Source organism: Kribbella sp. NBC_00359 (assembly GCF_036097425.1).
Taxonomy (GTDB): Bacteria; Actinomycetota; Actinomycetes; order Propionibacteriales; family Kribbellaceae; genus Kribbella.
On sequence record NZ_CP107975.1, the window covers coordinates 2,445,137 to 2,461,985 of the forward strand.

General features: G+C 68.8%; 16 protein-coding genes. 10 read left to right on the top strand and 6 right to left on the bottom strand.

All coding sequences use genetic code 11. From position 1 onward, the window contains the following. Window positions 1-47: 47 nt before the first annotated feature. Window positions 48-590 (bottom strand): peptidylprolyl isomerase, encoded by a 543-nt coding sequence (locus tag OG876_RS12005; protein WP_442914122.1) that lies wholly within the window; start codon window positions 588-590, stop codon window positions 48-50. Between the two features lie 419 nt (window positions 591-1,009). Between OG876_RS12005 and OG876_RS12010 the strand changes: the two genes are divergently transcribed. Continuing rightward, window positions 1,010-1,873, top strand: coding sequence for a hypothetical protein (locus tag OG876_RS12010; protein WP_328524893.1), 864 nt, complete (start codon window positions 1,010-1,012; stop codon window positions 1,871-1,873). 99 nt (window positions 1,874-1,972) lie between these two features. Here OG876_RS12010 and OG876_RS12015 read toward each other — a convergent pair whose 3' ends face one another. Then, entirely contained in the window at window positions 1,973-2,311 is a 339-nt protein-coding gene (locus OG876_RS12015; protein WP_328524894.1) for a hypothetical protein, read from the bottom strand. A gap of 177 nt (window positions 2,312-2,488) precedes the next feature. Continuing rightward, window positions 2,489-2,962: a methylated-DNA--[protein]-cysteine S-methyltransferase gene (locus OG876_RS12020; protein ID WP_328524895.1), complete on the bottom strand. Its 474-nt coding sequence runs from the start codon at window positions 2,960-2,962 to the stop codon at window positions 2,489-2,491. A 110-nt stretch (window positions 2,963-3,072) separates the two neighbouring features. Here OG876_RS12020 and OG876_RS12025 point away from each other — a divergent pair, with 110 nt between their 5' ends. The 3 genes from OG876_RS12025 (at window position 3,073) to OG876_RS12035 (ending at window position 6,946) form a co-directional block, all read left to right on the top strand. After that, window positions 3,073-3,798 (top strand): DUF4328 domain-containing protein, encoded by a 726-nt coding sequence (locus OG876_RS12025; protein WP_328524896.1) that lies wholly within the window; start codon window positions 3,073-3,075, stop codon window positions 3,796-3,798. A 301-nt stretch (window positions 3,799-4,099) separates the two neighbouring features. Beyond that, the gene (locus OG876_RS12030; RefSeq protein WP_328524897.1) at window positions 4,100-6,133 is read left to right on the top strand and encodes a DUF4328 domain-containing protein; all 2,034 of its coding nucleotides are present in this window, start codon (window positions 4,100-4,102) and stop codon (window positions 6,131-6,133) included. Between the two features lie 12 nt (window positions 6,134-6,145). Then, window positions 6,146-6,946, top strand: coding sequence for a sugar phosphate isomerase/epimerase family protein (locus OG876_RS12035; protein ID WP_328524898.1), 801 nt, complete (start codon window positions 6,146-6,148; stop codon window positions 6,944-6,946). Here OG876_RS12035 and OG876_RS12040 read toward each other — a convergent pair. Then, entirely contained in the window at window positions 6,913-7,473 is a 561-nt protein-coding gene (locus OG876_RS12040; RefSeq protein WP_328524899.1) for a TetR/AcrR family transcriptional regulator, read from the bottom strand. The two genes, OG876_RS12035 and OG876_RS12040, sit on opposite strands and share 34 nt — an antisense overlap. A 94-nt stretch (window positions 7,474-7,567) precedes the next feature. Here OG876_RS12040 and OG876_RS12045 point away from each other — a divergent pair, with 94 nt between their 5' ends. Next, complete coding sequence (locus OG876_RS12045) at window positions 7,568-8,713, top strand: FAD-dependent oxidoreductase (RefSeq protein WP_328524900.1); 1,146 nt, start codon at window positions 7,568-7,570, stop codon at window positions 8,711-8,713. Between the two features lie 13 nt (window positions 8,714-8,726). On the opposite strand, the gene OG876_RS12050 is transcribed toward OG876_RS12045, so the two are convergent. Next, on the bottom strand, window positions 8,727-9,725 hold the full coding sequence (locus tag OG876_RS12050) for a LacI family DNA-binding transcriptional regulator (RefSeq protein ID WP_328524901.1): 999 nt from the start codon (window positions 9,723-9,725) through the stop codon (window positions 8,727-8,729). A 126-nt stretch (window positions 9,726-9,851) separates the two neighbouring features. Between OG876_RS12050 and arfA the strand changes: the two genes are divergently transcribed. The 5 genes from arfA (at window position 9,852) to OG876_RS12075 (ending at window position 15,300) form a co-directional block, all read left to right on the top strand. Next, window positions 9,852-11,339, top strand: coding sequence for an arabinosylfuranosidase ArfA (gene arfA / locus OG876_RS12055; RefSeq protein ID WP_328524902.1), 1,488 nt, complete (start codon window positions 9,852-9,854; stop codon window positions 11,337-11,339). A gap of 19 nt (window positions 11,340-11,358) precedes the next feature. After that, the gene (locus OG876_RS12060; protein ID WP_328524903.1) at window positions 11,359-13,587 is read left to right on the top strand and encodes a family 43 glycosylhydrolase; all 2,229 of its coding nucleotides are present in this window, start codon (window positions 11,359-11,361) and stop codon (window positions 13,585-13,587) included. A gap of 1 nt (window position 13,588) precedes the next feature. After that, a complete protein-coding gene (locus tag OG876_RS12065) occupies window positions 13,589-14,491 on the top strand; it encodes a glycoside hydrolase family 43 protein (RefSeq protein ID WP_328524904.1) in 903 nt (300 codons plus the stop codon). A gap of 181 nt (window positions 14,492-14,672) precedes the next feature. Next, complete coding sequence (locus OG876_RS12070; protein ID WP_328524905.1) at window positions 14,673-14,972, top strand: hypothetical protein; 300 nt, start codon at window positions 14,673-14,675, stop codon at window positions 14,970-14,972. 13 nt (window positions 14,973-14,985) lie between these two features. Continuing rightward, complete coding sequence (locus OG876_RS12075) at window positions 14,986-15,300, top strand: helix-turn-helix domain-containing protein (RefSeq protein ID WP_328524906.1); 315 nt, start codon at window positions 14,986-14,988, stop codon at window positions 15,298-15,300. Window positions 15,301-15,448: 148 nt separating this feature from the next. On the opposite strand, the gene pdxR is transcribed toward OG876_RS12075, so the two are convergent. After that, a complete protein-coding gene (pdxR, locus tag OG876_RS12080; RefSeq protein ID WP_328524907.1) occupies window positions 15,449-16,834 on the bottom strand; it encodes a MocR-like pyridoxine biosynthesis transcription factor PdxR in 1,386 nt (461 codons plus the stop codon). Between the last annotated feature and the right edge of the window lie 15 nt (window positions 16,835-16,849).

Below are 16,849 nucleotides of genomic sequence, written 5' to 3' on the forward strand. Positions count from 1 at the left end.
CCACAGGACGGCGGATCCGGGCCGGCTGACCGGCCCGGACCGGGAAATCAGGCGTTCTTGCGCTCGATCACGACGGTGTTGATCAGGATCGGCTCGATCGGCCGGTCGCCCGGCGCGGTCTTCGCGGTCGCGAGCGCGTCGACGACCTTCTTCGACTCGTCATCGGCGACCTCGCCGAAGATCGTGTGCTTGCGGTTCAGGTGCGGCGTCGGGACCACGGTCACGAAGAACTGCGAGCCGTTGGTGCCGCGGCCGAACTGGATGCCGGCGTTCGCCATCGCGAGCAGGTACGGGCGGTCGAACTGGAGCTCCGGGTGGATCTCGTCGTCGAAGGCGTACCCGGGCGAGCCGGTGCCGGTGCCGAGCGGGCAGCCGCCCTGGATCATGAAGCCGTCGATGACGCGGTGGAAGGTCAGGCCGTCGTAGAACTTCCTGGTGGTGGCCTGCCCGGTCTGCGGGTCGGTCCACTCCTTGGTGCCCTCGGCCAGGCCGACGAAGTTGCTCACCGTCTTCGGCGCCTGGTTGGGGAACAGCCTGATGACGACGTCACCCTTCGTCGTCTGCAGGGTCGCGTACAGCTCTTCGGCCACGGGAGTCACTCCTAGATCAGGTACGGCTTACGCCCTCGATCCTGTCACGTGAGTCCAAGCAGATCCGCACCGACCGGCCGGAAGACAAGCACCCGCCCCTCCGCTGCGCTCCGGGGCGGGGAGGGGCGGGAAAGGAGTCCAAGCAGAGTCGGATGGCGCGCAACGTCCTCCGCTTCGCTCCCGGGGCGAAGCAGAACCGCAGTGGTCGGGCGCTGGACAATCGCGCGGGCCTCGGCTTTGCTCCGGGGTAGAACTGGGTTGGGGAATGGGTGGGGCGGGGATGGGGCACCGGGTGATCAGCTCGGTACGTCGTACGATGCAGATGACACCGGATTTGTCCAGAGCCGTATCAGCAGGGTCCATGACGCCGATGGGCCGGAGCGCTGTCCGTCATGACGGGTGGCACCGAGGAGGGAACCGTGGGTTTGAGGAATTCCAAGGGCCGGGTCGAGACCGCGAAGGACAAGGTCCGGCCACTCGCCGAGTCGGCGTCGGGGAAGATCGGGCCGGCCGTCGGCCAGGTCCGTGACCACCTCGGCCCCGCTATGGGCACCGCACGGGAGAAGGTGTCGCCGTACGCCGAGAAGGCCGTCGAGCGTGGCGCGCACTATGCAGGGGTCGCGGTCGAGAAGGCCAGCCCGGTGATCGACGACGCGCTCGCCAAGGTCGGACCGGCCACCGAGGCCGCGGCTGAGAAGGCGCGCGTGCGGTTCAACGACGACGTGCTGCCGAAGGTGACCGCCGCGCTGGTTTCGCTCGCGGCCGCCGCCGAGCCGGTGGTCGAGGAGACCTCGCGCCGGGGCAAGGCCACCAAGGCCGCGCTCAAGGGTGAGATCGACGTACCGAAGAAGAAGAGCCACACGCTCCGCAAGGTCGTGCTGTTCCTGGGCTTCGGCGCCCTGGCGGCGGCAGCGGTGAAGAAGCTGCTGACCCCGCCGGAGCCGGCCTGGCAGTCGACCCCGACCAGCGGTCGCGACTACAGCTCCGCCCCGGCCGGTACGACGTCGCGCCCGGAGAGCCCGTCCGCCAACGGCAAGACCGATGCCCCGAAGGCGGAGTCGCCGAAGCAGGACACCGCCAAGCCCGACACGGCCAAGCCCGACAGCGCCAAGGCCGCCGACAATGCCAGGACCGAAGCCACGAAGGCGGACGCCGAGGCAAAGGCCGACGCCGAGGCGAAGGCGGCCGCGAACGGCGCCACCTCGAACGGCCCGGCGGCCAAGAAGACCACCACCACCCGGAAGCCGACCGGCTCGACCGAGTCCAAGCCGACCGACTCCTGACCAACCACCGCAACTGACCACCGCAACGGCGAAGGCCGCGAACCCGATCCAGGGGTTCGCGGCCTTCGTTTGTTGCGGCGTCGCCTTGCGCGTACGACGTCAGTTCGGTTGCGGCTCGGGATCAGTATCGGTGTCGCCGTCGGCATGATCCGGCTTGGCGATCGTGTAACGGCCGGCCGAGAGCAACTGGGTGGCGTACCGGTGGGTGATGCACGGATAGGTGCCGCCGCAGTGCAGGCAGACCGCGTCGTTGCGGTGCAGCCACGGGAGGATGCCGAACCGCTTGATCCAGGTCAGTGGCTCGCGGTCGGGCGCGTGCAGTTGGAGCGCCGCACGGGCGGCGTCCTGGATCTCGGGGGCGGACCAGTCTTCGGCGCTCTTGTCCATCAGCGCGCTGAGGTCGGGGTGGAGGTGGGCAGTCGAGCGGGTTTTGGTCATCTATGAGTCTTCCGGGGCAGGGTGGAGGGCGCGGTTGAATCGCTCGCTTCAAACGTGACGACTCGATCGCTATGAGCAACGGTAGCCCTCTGGTAACCCCAACCGCGCGCTGATATTCACCATCTCGGTGTCAGATCTTCGTCAGGTTTCGCAGCGTGCCGCGCCGGTTACACCGGCTCAGGTCCAGAGCGTCTCGAGTGTGACCCGGGCCTCGAGCTCGAGCAGATGCCGCTTGGTCGGGATGCCGCCGCCGAAGCCGACCATCTTGCCGCCGGCGCCGACCACCCGGTGGCAGGGCAGGACGATGGCGATCGGGTTCCGGTTGCAGGCGACGCCGACGGCCCGGGCGGCGCCGGAATCCCCGACGATCTTCGCGACGTCGCCGTACGTCTGCATCTCGCCGTAGGGGATCCGGCCGAGCTGAGCCCAGACGGCGCGCTCGAAGTCGGAGCCGCCGGGGACCGAGAGCGGCACGGTGAACTGCTGGAGCTCGCCGGCGAAGTACGCCTTCAGTTGCTCGGCCGTCTCGGTGAGCAGCGGGTCGGCGTCGACTGGCCGGTCGGTCGAGCCGAAGTGCAGGCGGCAGAGGCCGATGTCGTCGACCGCGAGAGTGAGGTCGCCGATGGGCGAGTCGATCACGGACCAGCGCATACCCCCATCCTGCCGCTGCCCACCGACAGTTTTCCGGCGGAAATGCGCCACCAACCGACCGCGACGTGATGTCCTCGCCTGGTCACGCCGTGTTGTGCTACATCTGATCCATGCCGAGCCGGGCGCCGCAACCGCCGCTGGACCGCTGGTTCAGTTCCGAGCGTGCGATGGGCCTGGCCGCGTCGATCCTGATCGGGCTCGTCACCGTCTCCAGCTGGGCGACCGCCTGGTCGGACTGGTACTCGTACCAGACGCTGAAGAAGTACGCCGACGACCCGGACCGACTGGCCGAGGCCGACCTCATCTCCGGCTCGCTCGGCATCGTCGCCGCGCTCGCCCTGCTGGCGGCCGCGGTGGTGTTCATCGTCTGGCTCTGGCGGGTCCGGTGGAACGCGGAGATGTTCTGCCGCGGCGAGCACCGGTTGACCCGTGGATGGGTGCTCGGCAGCTGGATCTGCCCGGTGGTGAACCTCTGGTACCCCAAGCAGGTCGTCGACGACATCGTGGCGGCCAGCGACCCGCGGACCGATCCGCACACGGCGAGCCTGAAGGAGATCCCAGGCACCCAGTTGGTCTGGGTCTGGTGGCTTACGTGGGTGGTCGGCCTCGTCACCGGCAACATCGTTCAGCGCGGCGTGCTGGCCGGCCCGATGCAGCTCGGTGACCTGCGGACGAACGTCGTACTGTCCAGCATCTCGGCCTTGTTCACCACCGTGGCCGCGGTGCTCGCGGTGATCCTGGTCGGGCGGATCGACGAGCTGCAGACCAAGCGTCCGTGGGTGCCGTGGTGGGCGATCGACCAGCCGCAGAACGGATTCCAACCTCCTGCGCGGTAAACCAAACCGTCACGCACCGTCCAATGCGTCGTTACAAGTGGTGATGGGCGTACGAAAAGAACATGTTAAGTCGGCACCCTCCGTGCTGGGGCCGACTCCCGTCGCGTACCTACTTCGTGGTATCAATGTGGCTCGGTCATGCGGGGGCAGGATCTGGCCGAGACGCCCAACGAACGACGGAGTTCCAGCAACGCGAGGGACGCGAGACGTGAGCCACCCGCAGCCAGCAGTCCTGTCTGCCCCTGAAGACCACGAAGATTGGCAGCCACACGCTGCAGAGGAGTTCCAGCAGGTCGGAACGGTGGGCAAGATCGCCATCGGTCTGCTGGGTGCATCGACGGTCACCCATCTGCTCTCCACCTGGTCCGACTGGAACACGTACTCCGTCGTCCACCGCTACCTCGGCGGGATGCCGAACGTCGACGACGCCGACCTGAACCGCGCCGACGCGATCGCCAAGGTCACCGCGGTCCCGAACGTGATCATCTCGGTCACCGCCGCCGTCGTGTTCGTGATCTGGCTCTGGCGGGCCCGGATCAACTCCGAGGTGTTCTGCCAGGCCGACCACCGCCGTAGCCACGGCTGGGTGCTGGCCAGCTGGTTCGTCCCCGGCCCGAATCTCTGGTATCCGAAACAGATCGTCGACGACGTCTGGCTCGCCAGCGATCCGAAGACCCCGGTGTACACCGACGACCTGCGCCGATTCCGGACTCCCACCCTCACCTCCGCGTGGTGGGTGGCCTGGGTCGGCGCTCTCGCGTTCGACGTGGTGGTCCGCCGCTTCCTGATGTGGATGGAGGCAACCGTCGGGTCGCTGCGCGGGATCGCCCTGGCCGGTACGGCGTCGCTCGTGCTGACGGCCGTGTCCGCGGTCGCGGCGACGATGGTGATCCGCAAGATCAACGGGATGCAGACGAGCCGCGCGTGGGTCCCGTGGTGGGACCAGCGCGAGCCGAAGCTCACCGCGGTGCCGACCTACGCGAACGACGACACCGACGAGCAGCCCGCCATCTCCGAGCCGATCGCCCAATACGCCCCTGCGCCGGCACCCTCGCTGCGGCTGGAGCGCCAGCCCGAGTTCCAGATGGCCGGCGTCGGCCAGGCCCCGGCGCCGAACCCGTTCGCTCCGGCTCCGGCGCCCGCTCCGGCCCCCGCACCGCAGGGCTTCCCGGGTGACGGTGCGGCCGCGGGCGGATTCCCCGGCGGCGGCAACCCCTTCGCGGCCGGTGCCGCGCCCGCCGCGTTCGGTGGCGACAGCGCCCCCGAGGAGTCGCCGAAGTGGAGCCCGTTCGCTCCGGTCGTGCAGAGCTGGCAGGACGGCAACGACACCGGTCCGGCCACCGAGCAGTTCAACGCGGTCGAGTCCTGGCAGGACGAGCGGCAGGCCGAGGAGACGTCGTACGAGAGCGCGAAGACGTCCTGGAGCGACTACCTGGACTCCGGCAGCGACGACATCCTCGCCACCGACACCGGGAGCCGGTGGCTGGACGAGGCGGCGCCGATGACCGTCGCCCAGCCGGACCCGTACTCGTACCAGCCGGAGCAGCCGGCCGAGCCGTCCTGGGCGGCCACCTACTCCGAGCCGTACTCGTACGAGACGCCCGACTACCTGACCCCGACGTCCTCCGTTCCGGAGGTCGAGACCGCACCCGAGCCTGAGCCCGCGCCTGTTGCGCGCGCCGGTCGCCGGGCCGCTCGGGTCGCGGTGGACAGCCCGTCGGCGATCCAGCCGGCGGTCCCGTCGCACGCCGTGGACACCCCGTCCGAGCACACTGTGTACGCGCCGTCGGAGCACACCATGCCGTCGTCGCACGTGACGGCGGGCTCCGGTTACTACGAGCCGGCTCCGGCCCCGACGCAGCAGGACGACTTCCTGACCCCGTCGAAGCCGCTGCCGCCGGTCCCGGAGTACGGTCCGGAGCCGTCGTACCAGGCCGACAACTACGGCTCGGACTACGGCAACTCGTCGTACGGCGAGTCCAGCTACCAACCGTCGTCGTACGAGGCTCCCTCGGAGTACCAGACGTCGTACAGCCCGGAGTACCCGAGCACCAGCTACGACCAGCCGACCGACTACGGCTACAACTCGGACTACTCGAGCCCGAGCAGCAGCAACTACGAGTACGACTCCTACAGCGGCTCGCAGTACAGCAGCAACGAGTCCTACGAGACCTACAGCCCGAACTACACGTCGGAGTCGTACTCCACCCCGGCCGAGGAGCAGCAGCAGCCGACGGAGTACGAGCAGCAGCAGCCGTACTCCTACGAGCAGCAGCAGCCCGCTCCCGAGCAGCCCACCACGCCGCGCACCCACCCGCGCCGTCGCTGGGTCTGATCAGCTAGCGGTATGCATCTAGCCTTCGCCACGCTCGGCTGCCCCGGAGCGCCCCTCGACCATGTCCTGGAGCTTGCCAAGGGCAACAATATTTCCGGACTGGAACTGCGCGCCGCGCCGGACGAGTTCACCCACACCGGGCTGAGCACGGCGCAGCGGCGCGAGCTGCGGACCCGGATCGAGGACGCCGGTCTGGAGATCCTCGCGGTGAGCAGCTATGTCAAGCTCTGTGCGGTCGAGGACCAGCCCCTTGAGGCTCACCTCGAACTCGCCGCCGACCTCGGTGCACGCGGCGTCCGCGTCTTCCCCGGCGACGATCCCGGTACGACGGATGCGACGGAGTCAGGTACGGCGGACTCTCCCAGCGCCGGCGAGATCAGGGCCCTCGATCGGGTCACGTCCGCCCCCAGGGATGTCCACATCCTGTTGGAAACTCACGACTCGCACTCCGCCGGCCGGCAGGTCGCCGCGCTCTGTGCGCTGCTCGACGCCGACGTCCCCGGCCACAACGTCAAGGTGATCTGGGACAGTTCGCACACGTGGTCACACGGCGAGACCCCGGCCGAGGCGTTCAACCTGCTGCAGCCGTGGCTCGAGTTCGTGCAGGTCAAGGACAGTGACTCCCGGCAGGACTATCGCCCGGTCGCCATCGGCGCCGGCGACTTCCCGGTCCAGGATCTGCTGCAGACCCTCGCCGGCACCGACTACCCGGTCTCCCTCGAGTGGGAGCTCAAGTGGCACCCGCACCTCCCGCCGCTGGAGGAAGCCCTCCCCGCCGTTCAATCCTGGTTGGGCACCGGCGACGTCAGGTAGCGCGTGATGGTCGGACCGAGCCACGCGACCGCGTCGCCGGCCGGCAGGTTCACGATCGGGGCGAACGCGAGGATGTAGCGGCACAGCGCGAAACCGAGAGCCTGGGAGGCGACGAGTCCGGCCCGGACCGCCGGCTCGTCGATCGCCAGCTTCCGCAGGGTCGGCGCGAGTTGGCCGGCGAACACCTCACGCATCCGCTCGGCCGCGACCTCGTTGGTGACCGCGGTCCTCAGCAGCACCCGCAGTGTGTCGTCGGCTTCCCATCGTTCGATGAGGTGCCGGGCCAGCGCCTCCCCGAGCCGTTCCTTCGGTACGCCGCTGAAGTCGGGCAGCCGGACGTCGAAGTCGGCCGCCGCGGCGAACAGTTTCTCCTTGCTGCCGTAGTACCGCATCACCATCGCCGGGTCGATCGCCGCGTCGGCCGCGATCGCCCGGATCGTGGCTCGCTCGTACCCGTCCGCACCGAACCGCTCCTTGGCCGCCGCCAGGATCGCTGCCCGGGTCCGGTCCGACTTCTTCTCCGCCATGTACCCAGCATATGCCAACACGTGTTGACTTTTGCTAATCGGCTTCCTACAGTAAAAGTCAACAAGTGTTGATAAACGCGAGGAAGGACACGAAATGACCCCCCAGAGTGCAGATGTCGTAGTGGTAGGTGCGGGCCCGGTCGGGCTGGCGGTGGCGGCCGGTCTCCGGCTGCATGGTCACTCGGTGGCGGTGGTCGACCGGCAGGCGGAGGGGGCGAACACGTCGCGGGCCTGCGTGATCCACCCGCGGACCCTGGAGATGCTGGACCAGATCGGCGTCACCAAGCGGCTCGTCGACGAGGGCCTCGAGCTGGAGGAGTTCGCGGTCCGCGACGCCGATCGCCGCCTGATCCCGGTCGGCTTCGCCGAGCTGCCGACGAAGTACCCGTTCATCGTGATGATCCCGCAGTCGGAGACCGAGCGGATCCTGCTCGAGCGGCTCGAGGAGCTCGGTGGCTCGGTGCTGCGGCCCTACGCCGCCACCGCCGTGACCCAGACCGTGGACGGCGCCGAGGTGACCCTGGACAGCGGAGACGTGATCAAGGCGAAGTATGTCGTCGCCGCCGACGGGATGAACAGCACGGTCCGCGAGCTGGCCGGTCTCCGAATGCCCGGCAACACCCTGCAGCTGTCCTGCAGCCTGATCGACGTCCGCGTCGACGGCGGTCTGCCGCTGGACGAGGTCGCCCTGTACTTCTCCAACGAGGGCCTGCTCGTGGTTGCGCCGTTGCCGGACGGATCGTTCCGGCTCGTGGCTGAGGTGCATGATGCCCCGGAGCACCCGGACGCCGCATACGCACAGCAGTTGCTGATCGACCGCGGTCCGCGCAAGACCTCGCCGAAGGTCACCGAGGTGGTCTGGGGCTCGCGGTTCCGGATCCATGAGCGGGTCGCCGACGAGTACCGGGCCGGCCGGATCCTGCTGGCCGGTGACGCGGCGCACACCCACAGCCCGGCCGGCGGCCAGGGGATGAACCTGGGACTGCGGGACGCGATGACGCTGGCCGACGCCCTCTCGGTAGCGCTGACCCGCGGCGACGAGGCGGACCTCGACGCCTACGCGACCAACAGTCGCGCCGAGGCGGTCCGGGTGATCGGGCTGGCGCACCGGCTGACCCGGCTCGCGAACCTCCCCCGGCCGCTGCGCCAGGTGCGCAACACGATCGTCGGCCTGGCCGGCCGGCAGGAGAAGGTCCAGGTCAAGTTCGCCAAGCAACTAGCGGGCTTCCCAGACCGCTGACCGGCCTCTACCCTCACCAGGCGGTCGACTCGCGGATCTCCAACGTGTACGGGACTGTGAGGTCGCGGCGCGCCGCCTCACCGGTCCCGGCGATGCGCTCGAGCAGGAGGCCGACCGCGTTGTCGGCCAGCCATTCCTTGTCCGGCGAGATCGTGGTCAGCGACGGCGCGTGGTAGCGGCCGTCCTCGATGTCGTCGAAGCCCACGACCGCGACATCGCCCGGGACCTTGAGGCCGGCGTCGGCCAGGGTCCGCAGTGCGCCCAGCGCCAGCAGGTCGTTGAAGCAGAACACCGCGTCCGGCGGCTCCGGCAGAGCGAGCAGTTCGCGCATCGACGCTGCGCCGTCCGGGCGGTGGTAGCCGGTCCCGGCCAGCTCGAGCGCGGGATCGTGCGGCAGACCGGCCGCCTTGAGTGCTTTCCGGTAGCCCTTCCGCCGGACCGCTCCGGTGCTGGTCCCGCCGACGCCGATGGCCGCGATCCGGCGCCGTCCCAGCGCGATCAGATGCGTGGTGGCGTCGTACGACGCCTTGACCGAGTCGACCGCGACCCGGTCGAACTGGCCGCCGGCCGGTCGCTCGCCGAGCAGGACCAGCGGCTTCCCGGTGTAGGCGACGGTCAGTTTGGCCGGGACGGTGGTGATCGGGGAGAAGATGATGCCGTCGATCAACTGGCCGCGCATGCCGTCCAGGACCACCTTCTCCGCGCTCGCCTCGCCTTCGGTCTGATCGATCAGCACGGTGATGCCGCGACGCTTCGCGGCCCGGCTGATCGCGGCGCCGAGTTCGGCGAAGTACGGCGAGGCCATCTCGGGGATCGCGAGTGCGATGAAGTCGGACCGGCCCTTGCGCAGCGAGCGCGCGCTGACGTTGGGCCGGTAGTGGAGCGCGGCGATCGCGGCCTCGACCTTGGCCCGGGTCTGCGCGGTGATGTGCGGGTAGTCGTTGATGACGTTGGAGACGGTCTTCACCGACACCCCGGCCCGCGCCGCCACATCGCTCAGCCTGGTCGTCATCGCCAACCTCCTGTCACCGGCCTGAGCCTGAGTGTGCCACGGCCGCTCGGCGCGAACCCTTTACACGAGTTGTCAATCGTTGTAGACATCCACGTTAAACGTTGTAAAGACCCTCCGGGAGGTCCTGTGGCGCGGCTCGTGGTGGACCCGGCGTTCGTGGTCGGCGCGCTCGACCGGCGGCTGTTCGGCTCGTTCGTCGAGCACATGGGCCGCTGCGTCTACACGGGAATCTACGAACCCGGCCATGCCACCGCCGACCCGGACGGCTTCCGCCAGGACGTGCTCGACCTGGTCCGCGAGCTCGGCGTCACCACCATTCGCTACCCCGGTGGGAACTTCGTCTCCAACTACGACTGGGAGGACGGCGTCGGGCCGAAGGACCAGCGGCCGCGGCGACTCGACCTGGCCTGGCGGGCGATCGAGCCGAACCAGTTCGGCACCGACGAGTTCGTCGCCTGGTCCCGGAAGGCGGAGATCGAGCCGATCTGGGCGGTCAACCTCGGCACCCGCGGGATCAAGGAAGCCGTCGAACTGCTCGAGTACTGCAACCTTCCGGCCGGCACCGAATTGTCCGACCGCCGGGTCGCGAACGGCAACCCGGAACCGCACGGCATCAAAGTGTGGTGCCTGGGCAACGAAATGGACGGTCCCTGGCAGATCGGTCACAAGACCGCCGAGGAGTACGCGCGGCTGGCCGAGGAGACCGCGAACGCGCTGCGGCGGGTCGAGCCCGGGCTCGAACTCGTCGCCTGCGGCTCGAGCAACGCCGGCATGCCGACGTTCGGCGAATGGGAGCGCGTCGTACTGGAACGCACGTACGACCTCGTCGATCACATCAGCCTGCACGCGTACTACGAACCTCACGACGGTGACCAGGCGAGCTTCCTGGCCGCGTCGGAGGAGATGGACCGGATGATCACCGAGGTGGTCGCGACCGCGGACCACGTGAAGGCGCTGAAGCGCAGCGACAAGGAGATCACCCTGTCGTTCGACGAGTGGAATGTCTGGTACCAGCAGCACTTCCCCGGTGAGCTCGGCCTCGACATCCGCGAGGTCGGTCCGCTGATCGAGGACAGCTACACCGTCGACGCCGCGGTGGTGGTCGGCAGTCTGCTGATCACCCTGCTCCGGCACGCGGACCGGGTCAAGATCGCTTGCCTCGCGCAACTGGTGAACGTGATCGCCCCGATCCGCACCGAGCCCGGCGGTCGCGCGTGGCGGCAGACCATCTTCTACCCGTTCGCGCTGACCGCGCGGTACGCCGGTCCGACCGTGCTGCAGACCGCGGTGTCCGGCGGGCCGGAGATCGACACCGCCCGGTTCGGCCGGATCCCGGCGCTGTGGAGCACAGCGACGTACGACGAGAAGACCGGGGAGACCGCGATCTTCGTGGTGAACCGGAGCGAGACCGACAAGATCGACCTGGAGATCCCGCTCGGCCTGCGACTGATCGAGCACGTCGCCCTGTACGACGACGACCGCTTCGCGGTGAACAGCGCCGAGGATCCGGACCGCGTGGTGCCGCGCGCGGTCGACGGCACCGAGGTCGTCAACGGCACCTGCACCGCCACGCTGCCGCCGGCGTCGTGGCATCTGATCCGCCTGCACCGTTGATTCGAGAGGGGACCCGCCCGTGCCCAAGGAATTCAACGCAGCCAGGAAACTGCTGGCCGCAGCGCTGGCCGTGGCCGTTGTAGCCGCCGGCACCTCGGCCGCCACAGCAGCACCCGTGGTGACAACGACGAACGCCATCTCGTCGTCCTTCGCCGACACGTTCGCCGACCCGTCGATCATCCAGGGGCGGGACGGCTACTGGTACGCGTACGCGACCTCGGACCCGTTGGTTGCCAACGGCCCGTTCGGGCTGATGCACATGGCCCGGACCAAGGACTTCAGCTCGTGGGAGTACCTCGGCACCGTCTTCACCGACCAGACCAAGCCGGCCTGGGCCGCGCCCGGGTCCTTCTTCTGGGCACCGGACATCCGGTACTTCGGCGGCCGGTACGTCATGTACTTCACCGTCACCGACACTGCGGCCAACCCGGGCGGTGACCCGGCGATCGGTGTCGCGACCGCCCCGACACCGGCGGGGCCGTGGACCGCGAGCGACGGCCCGGTCGTCGCACCGCGGCCGGACGGCGCCGGTGGCTACTTCGGCACCATCGACCCGGCCCTGCTCACCGCGGCCGACGGCAAGCGGTACCTGTACTACGGCGGGTTCTACGGCGGCATCTCCGTCACCGAACTCTCGCCCGACGGCATGCATGCGGTCGGCTCGCCGACTCAGGTGACGATCGGCGACAGGTACGAGGGTTCGTACGTCGTCTACCGCGACGGCTGGTACTACCTGATGGGCTCGTCGATGAACTGCTGCGCCGGCCCGACCACCGGGTACTCCGTCTTCGCCGGGCGCTCGCGGTCACCCCGCGGACCGTTCGTCGACGCGGACGGTGCCGCTCTCACCGACTCGCGCGTGGGCGGCACCACGGTCATCACGCAGAACGGCAACAAGTGGATCGGCCCGGGCCACCACGCGTTCATCACCGACGCGGCGGGGCAGGACCACATCGTCTACCACGCGATTGATCGCGGTACGCCGTGGCTGACCGACCCGTTCGGGATCAACCGGCGGCCGATGCTGATCGATCGGATCGACTGGATCGACGGCTGGCCGCGGACGCGGGCCGGGCTCGGTCCGTCCGAGGGTCCGGTGCCTGCGCCGACGACCGGCTCCGGGCTGGGTATCGACTCCACCGATCCGGGCGGCGGACTGCTCGGCGCTCAGCGGGAGCCTGGTGATGCGCTTGGCGGCGAAACCGCTGCGATCTCGGGTGCTGCGCAGACCCGCAAGCCCGCTCCTGGCGGATCGTTGCGTGTCGAGGCCGATGTTCGGCTCGGCTCTTCGTTCACCACGGCGCTCGGAGGTGCTGCGGTCGTCGTCACGGTCTCTACGGACAAGGTCAGCATTGCGGCTGGTCGCCGTACCGCAGCGGCGCCGCTCCCCGCGGACTTCGATCGGACGCAGTGGAACAAGCTGAGTGTCCAGGTCTCCGGCTCGACCGTGAGTGCGCGATTGAACGACGCCGGTCTGGGTGATGTGTACGCCGAGGCGCAGCTCGCCGTACCCGGTCTGAAGCTTGGGTCCGCGCCGGTGCGGTGGGTCGGGTCGGCGGAGGTGGACAACCTGACTGTGCGTCCGGTGGCGCCACCGATACGACGGATGGCCGACGTACCGCGGACCGGGAAGTTGCTGGCCGGGGACGAGTTCGATGGCGGGCTGGGCGCAGACTGGTCGTGGGTGCGGCAGGACTCCGCTGCAGTTGTTGCTAACGGCAAGTTGTCGTGGCCGTTGGAGAACGCGGACTTGGTCGGTGCCGCGAACAACGCCGGGCTGCTGTTCCACACCACGCCCGCCGGCGACAGTTGGATCGCGGAGACCAAGCTGTACCTCGACACCGGTGTCGATGATGTCCGCAACTACCAGCAGGCCGGGATGGTCGCGTATCTGAACGACAGCGACTTCGCACGGCTTGGCAACGTGTCGATCTGGAAGACGCGGCAGACGGAGTACGGGCGGGAGTTGGTGGCGCGACCGTCGGACGGTGCGACGTCGTATGGTGCGGCCGCGATCGGACGGTCGGCGCCGACGCTGTGGATGCGGCTCGCGTACCACAAGAACGCCGCGGGTGAGCACGTGTACCGCGCGGGGACTTCGGTGGACGGGAAGAGCTGGACGTGGGGCGCGTCGTGGGTGCTGCCCGCTCAGGCGCGGATCGGCTTGTACGCCCACGGTGAGTTCACCGGCGCAAACCCACCACCCGTGGCCACCTTCGACTACCTGCGCTTCTACGAGAGCAAGTGAGATGGGTTTCACGAATCCGGTCTACGGCAACAACTTCGCGGACCCGCAGGTTGTTGCCGTAGACAACGTGTACTACGCGTTCGCGACCAACGGACCGCTCGGCAACGTGCAGACGCTGACGTCGCCGGACCTGGTTTCGTGGGAGCCGGTCGGCGACGCGCTCCCCGCGCTCGCGCCGTGGACCGCTCCCGGCCGAGTGTGGGCGCCCGAGGTCGCAGTCCACGCGGCGGACCGATACGTCATGTACTACACCTCCGCCGACACCGCCTCGGGCCGGCAGGCGATCGGGGTCGCGGTGGCGTCGAGACCCGAAGGTCCATATGTCGACAAATCGCCTTCGCCCCTGATCAACCAGGTGGACGAGGGCGGCTCGATCGACGCGTCGCCGTTCCGCGACTCGACCGGGAAGCGCTGGCTGTACTGGAAGAACGACGGCAACGCGATCGGCGTCGACACCTGGATCTACGTCTCCGAACTCTCCGCCGACGGTCTGACCCTCGTCGGCCCCACCCACCGCCTGATCAAGCAAACCCTCCCCTGGGAAGGCAACCTGGTCGAAGCGCCCTACATGGTCGAACGCAACGGCAAGTTCCACCTCTTCTACTCCGCCAACGCCTTCGACAAAGCGGAGTACGCCGTCGGCCACGCCCTCTGCACCACTCCCACCGGCCCCTGCACCAAGTCCGGCGACCCCATCCTGCGCACCTCCCCCGACGCCGCCGGCCCCGGCCACAACATGGTCCTCCACGTCGCCGACCACGACTGGTTCGTCTACCACGCCTGGAACCCAACCGCCCCAGGCACAGACCCCACCGGCCGCACCATGTGGCTCTCCAAACTCACCTGGACCGAAGACACCCCCGCCGTACAACCACCCCTCCACAACAACCCAACCCACCCGTAAAACAACCCCGCCACCAGCCTCCGCGTCGTCCGGCATCCCCTCGTGCCGCCCGATCGGCCGAAGAAGGTAACGGTTCCAGCAAAGTCATGGCCTGCGCCGACGGCATCCGATATGATTTGAGGATCATATGACTTGGATGTCATAGTCTGGCCTGTGCCGATTGACTGGCCGGCTGACTTCGATGTCTGGCTCGATGACCTCGAGGCTCTGGACACGGCAATCGAAGCGGTACGCGCTCTGGCGGGTCTCGCATCCTTACCGGGCCGGCGTTGCTGTGCGGCTCATCTGCTGGTTTGCACCGGAGTCCGACACCGTGGTCGTCGCGCTGTTCGCAGGCGACAAGGCACGCATCGGCGATGCGTTCTACAACTCCGTCGGCAGTCGTGCTGACGGTCTCATCGACCAATGGAAACGAGAAGCGATGAGAGGACGTCATGACCAGTCGCAAGGCAGGTCGGCGGACATTCGTTCGTGGCAATGAGCGTCTCGACAAGTTGCTGGCTCGGCCGGAGATTGCGGCCGGTGTTGCCGAGGTCGAGGTCGAGGCGCGGGAGATGGATCGGGTCTATGCCGAAAACCTTGCCATGATCCGTCGAGCCAGTGATCTGACTCAGGTCGAGGTCGCTGAGAAGCTCGGTGTCGGGCAGGCGGTAGTTTCCCGGCTCGAGCGGCGAAGGGACATGCTCCTGTCGACGCTGGCGGACTACCTGCACGCGACCGGCGCGGAGCATCCTCGGATTGTTGCGGTGCTCAACGGCATGGAGGTCGAGCTGGATCTCGACCAGTTCCGCGAGTCGCGCTCGGCGTAGGGGCGCAACCTTTTCGGCTGGTTTCGCATCTAGGTAGGTGTGATGAGGGCGAGTGGGCGCGGTTGCGTGGGTGCTCGGGTGGCGGGGCGGTCGTGGAGGGATCGGCCGCGCTGTGGGGCTCGAGTGGCGTGGCCGGCCTTCAGCCAGGTCAGCCGGGGCTTCGGTGGGCGGTGAAGTGGTCCAGGACTTGGGTCAGGGTGGTTAGGGCATTGTGTAAGTCGGGGGTGGAGGGGGTTGCGTAGCCGATGACGAGGCCGGGTGGGCCGGGCGTCGTACGGCGGTACTCGGACAGCGGGGCCACGACCACTCCGGCCTGCCGGGCCGCGGCGGCGAGCTGCAAGTCGTCGGTGGTGTCGGGTAGTAGGAGCGTGATGTGCAGGCCGGCGTCCTGGCCGATGATTTGGCCGTACGGGGAGAGGACGGCGCAGGTGTGGGTGCGGCGTTCGGCGTAGAGGCGGCGGCCGCGGCGGACGGCCTGGTCCAGATAGCCGTCGCGGAGCATGGCCAGGAGGGCGGCCTGCATGGGCCAGCCGGGCCAGTCGCCGGACTCGGCGCGGAAGGTGGCCAGGCGGTCGACGGTCTGTTCGGACGCGACCAGCCAGCCGAGGCGGAGCGCCGGGCTGAGGGTCTTCGACAGGGTGCCTAGGTGGATGACGCGATCCAGGTCCAGTTGGGCGAGTGCGGGCAGCGGCGCGACGTCGTACCGGAACTCGCTGTCGTAGTCGTCCTCGATCAGCGTCGCCCCGGTCCGGCGTGCCCACCGGATCAGTTCGTTGCGTCGGGCAACGGGTAGCCGGCCGCCGAGCGGGTACTGGTGCGACGGCGTGACATAGACGGCGGGTACGTCGGTCAGCGCGGACACCTGCAGCCCGTCCTCGTCCACCGGGACATCGACGATCTCGAGCTGGTGATCGCGGGCGGCGACGACAGCGTTCACGTAACCGGGGTCCTCGATCGCGATCCGATCACCCGGCCGGCGGGTAACGGTGAGCAGCAGCCGGAGGCCGTGCATGGTGCCGTTGGTGACGAGGATGTTCTCCGGCCCGCACGCGATCCCGCGGACCCGGCCGACGTGATCGGCCAACGCAGCGCGGAGCGCCGGGAGGCCGGCGGCATCGTCGTACCCGGGCGGCGGCGACTGTGTCGACACCTCCCGCCACGCGCGGCGCCAGCCAGGGTCGGGCGTCGGGGCGATGTATGGGATGCCCGGTCGCAGAGTGAGGAGCTTGGTGCCGGGATCCGGCCGGTGTGCCGCTCGCCGGCGTACGGCGGGCTGCAGCGGTACGACGTCCGTCACGAAGGTGCCGGCGCCGGTGCGGCCCTCGATCCAGCCTTCGGCATGGAGTTGGTCGTACGCCGCCTGCGTCACGGACCGGGACACGGACAGGTCCCGGGCGAGGTCGCGGGTCGACGGGAGCCGATGCCCGGCCTGGAGCCGCCCGTCCAGGACCGCGGCCCGGAACTGCTCGGCCAGCTGCAGGTGCAGCGGGAGACCAGCGGCGCGATCGATCGTCAGCGGCAGCGAGCTTTCCACGAAAGCTAGGATCCC

Coding starts and splice junctions, on each gene's coding strand:
- OG876_RS12050 (WP_328524901.1), bottom strand. CDS start 9,725: ATGACGACCAGGCTGAGCGATGTGGCGGCGCGGGCCGGGGTGTCGGTG.
- OG876_RS12025 (WP_328524896.1), top strand. CDS start 3,073: ATGCCGAGCCGGGCGCCGCAACCGCCGCTGGACCGCTGGTTCAGTTCC.
- OG876_RS12020 (WP_328524895.1), bottom strand. CDS start 2,962: ATGCGCTGGTCCGTGATCGACTCGCCCATCGGCGACCTCACTCTCGCG.
- OG876_RS12065 (WP_328524904.1), top strand. CDS start 13,589: ATGGGTTTCACGAATCCGGTCTACGGCAACAACTTCGCGGACCCGCAG.
- OG876_RS12040 (WP_328524899.1), bottom strand. CDS start 7,473: ATGGCGGAGAAGAAGTCGGACCGGACCCGGGCAGCGATCCTGGCGGCG.
- OG876_RS12070 (WP_328524905.1), top strand. CDS start 14,673: ATGTCTGGCTCGATGACCTCGAGGCTCTGGACACGGCAATCGAAGCGG.
- OG876_RS12035 (WP_328524898.1), top strand. CDS start 6,146: ATGCATCTAGCCTTCGCCACGCTCGGCTGCCCCGGAGCGCCCCTCGAC.
- OG876_RS12015 (WP_328524894.1), bottom strand. CDS start 2,311: ATGACCAAAACCCGCTCGACTGCCCACCTCCACCCCGACCTCAGCGCG.
- OG876_RS12045 (WP_328524900.1), top strand. CDS start 7,568: ATGACCCCCCAGAGTGCAGATGTCGTAGTGGTAGGTGCGGGCCCGGTC.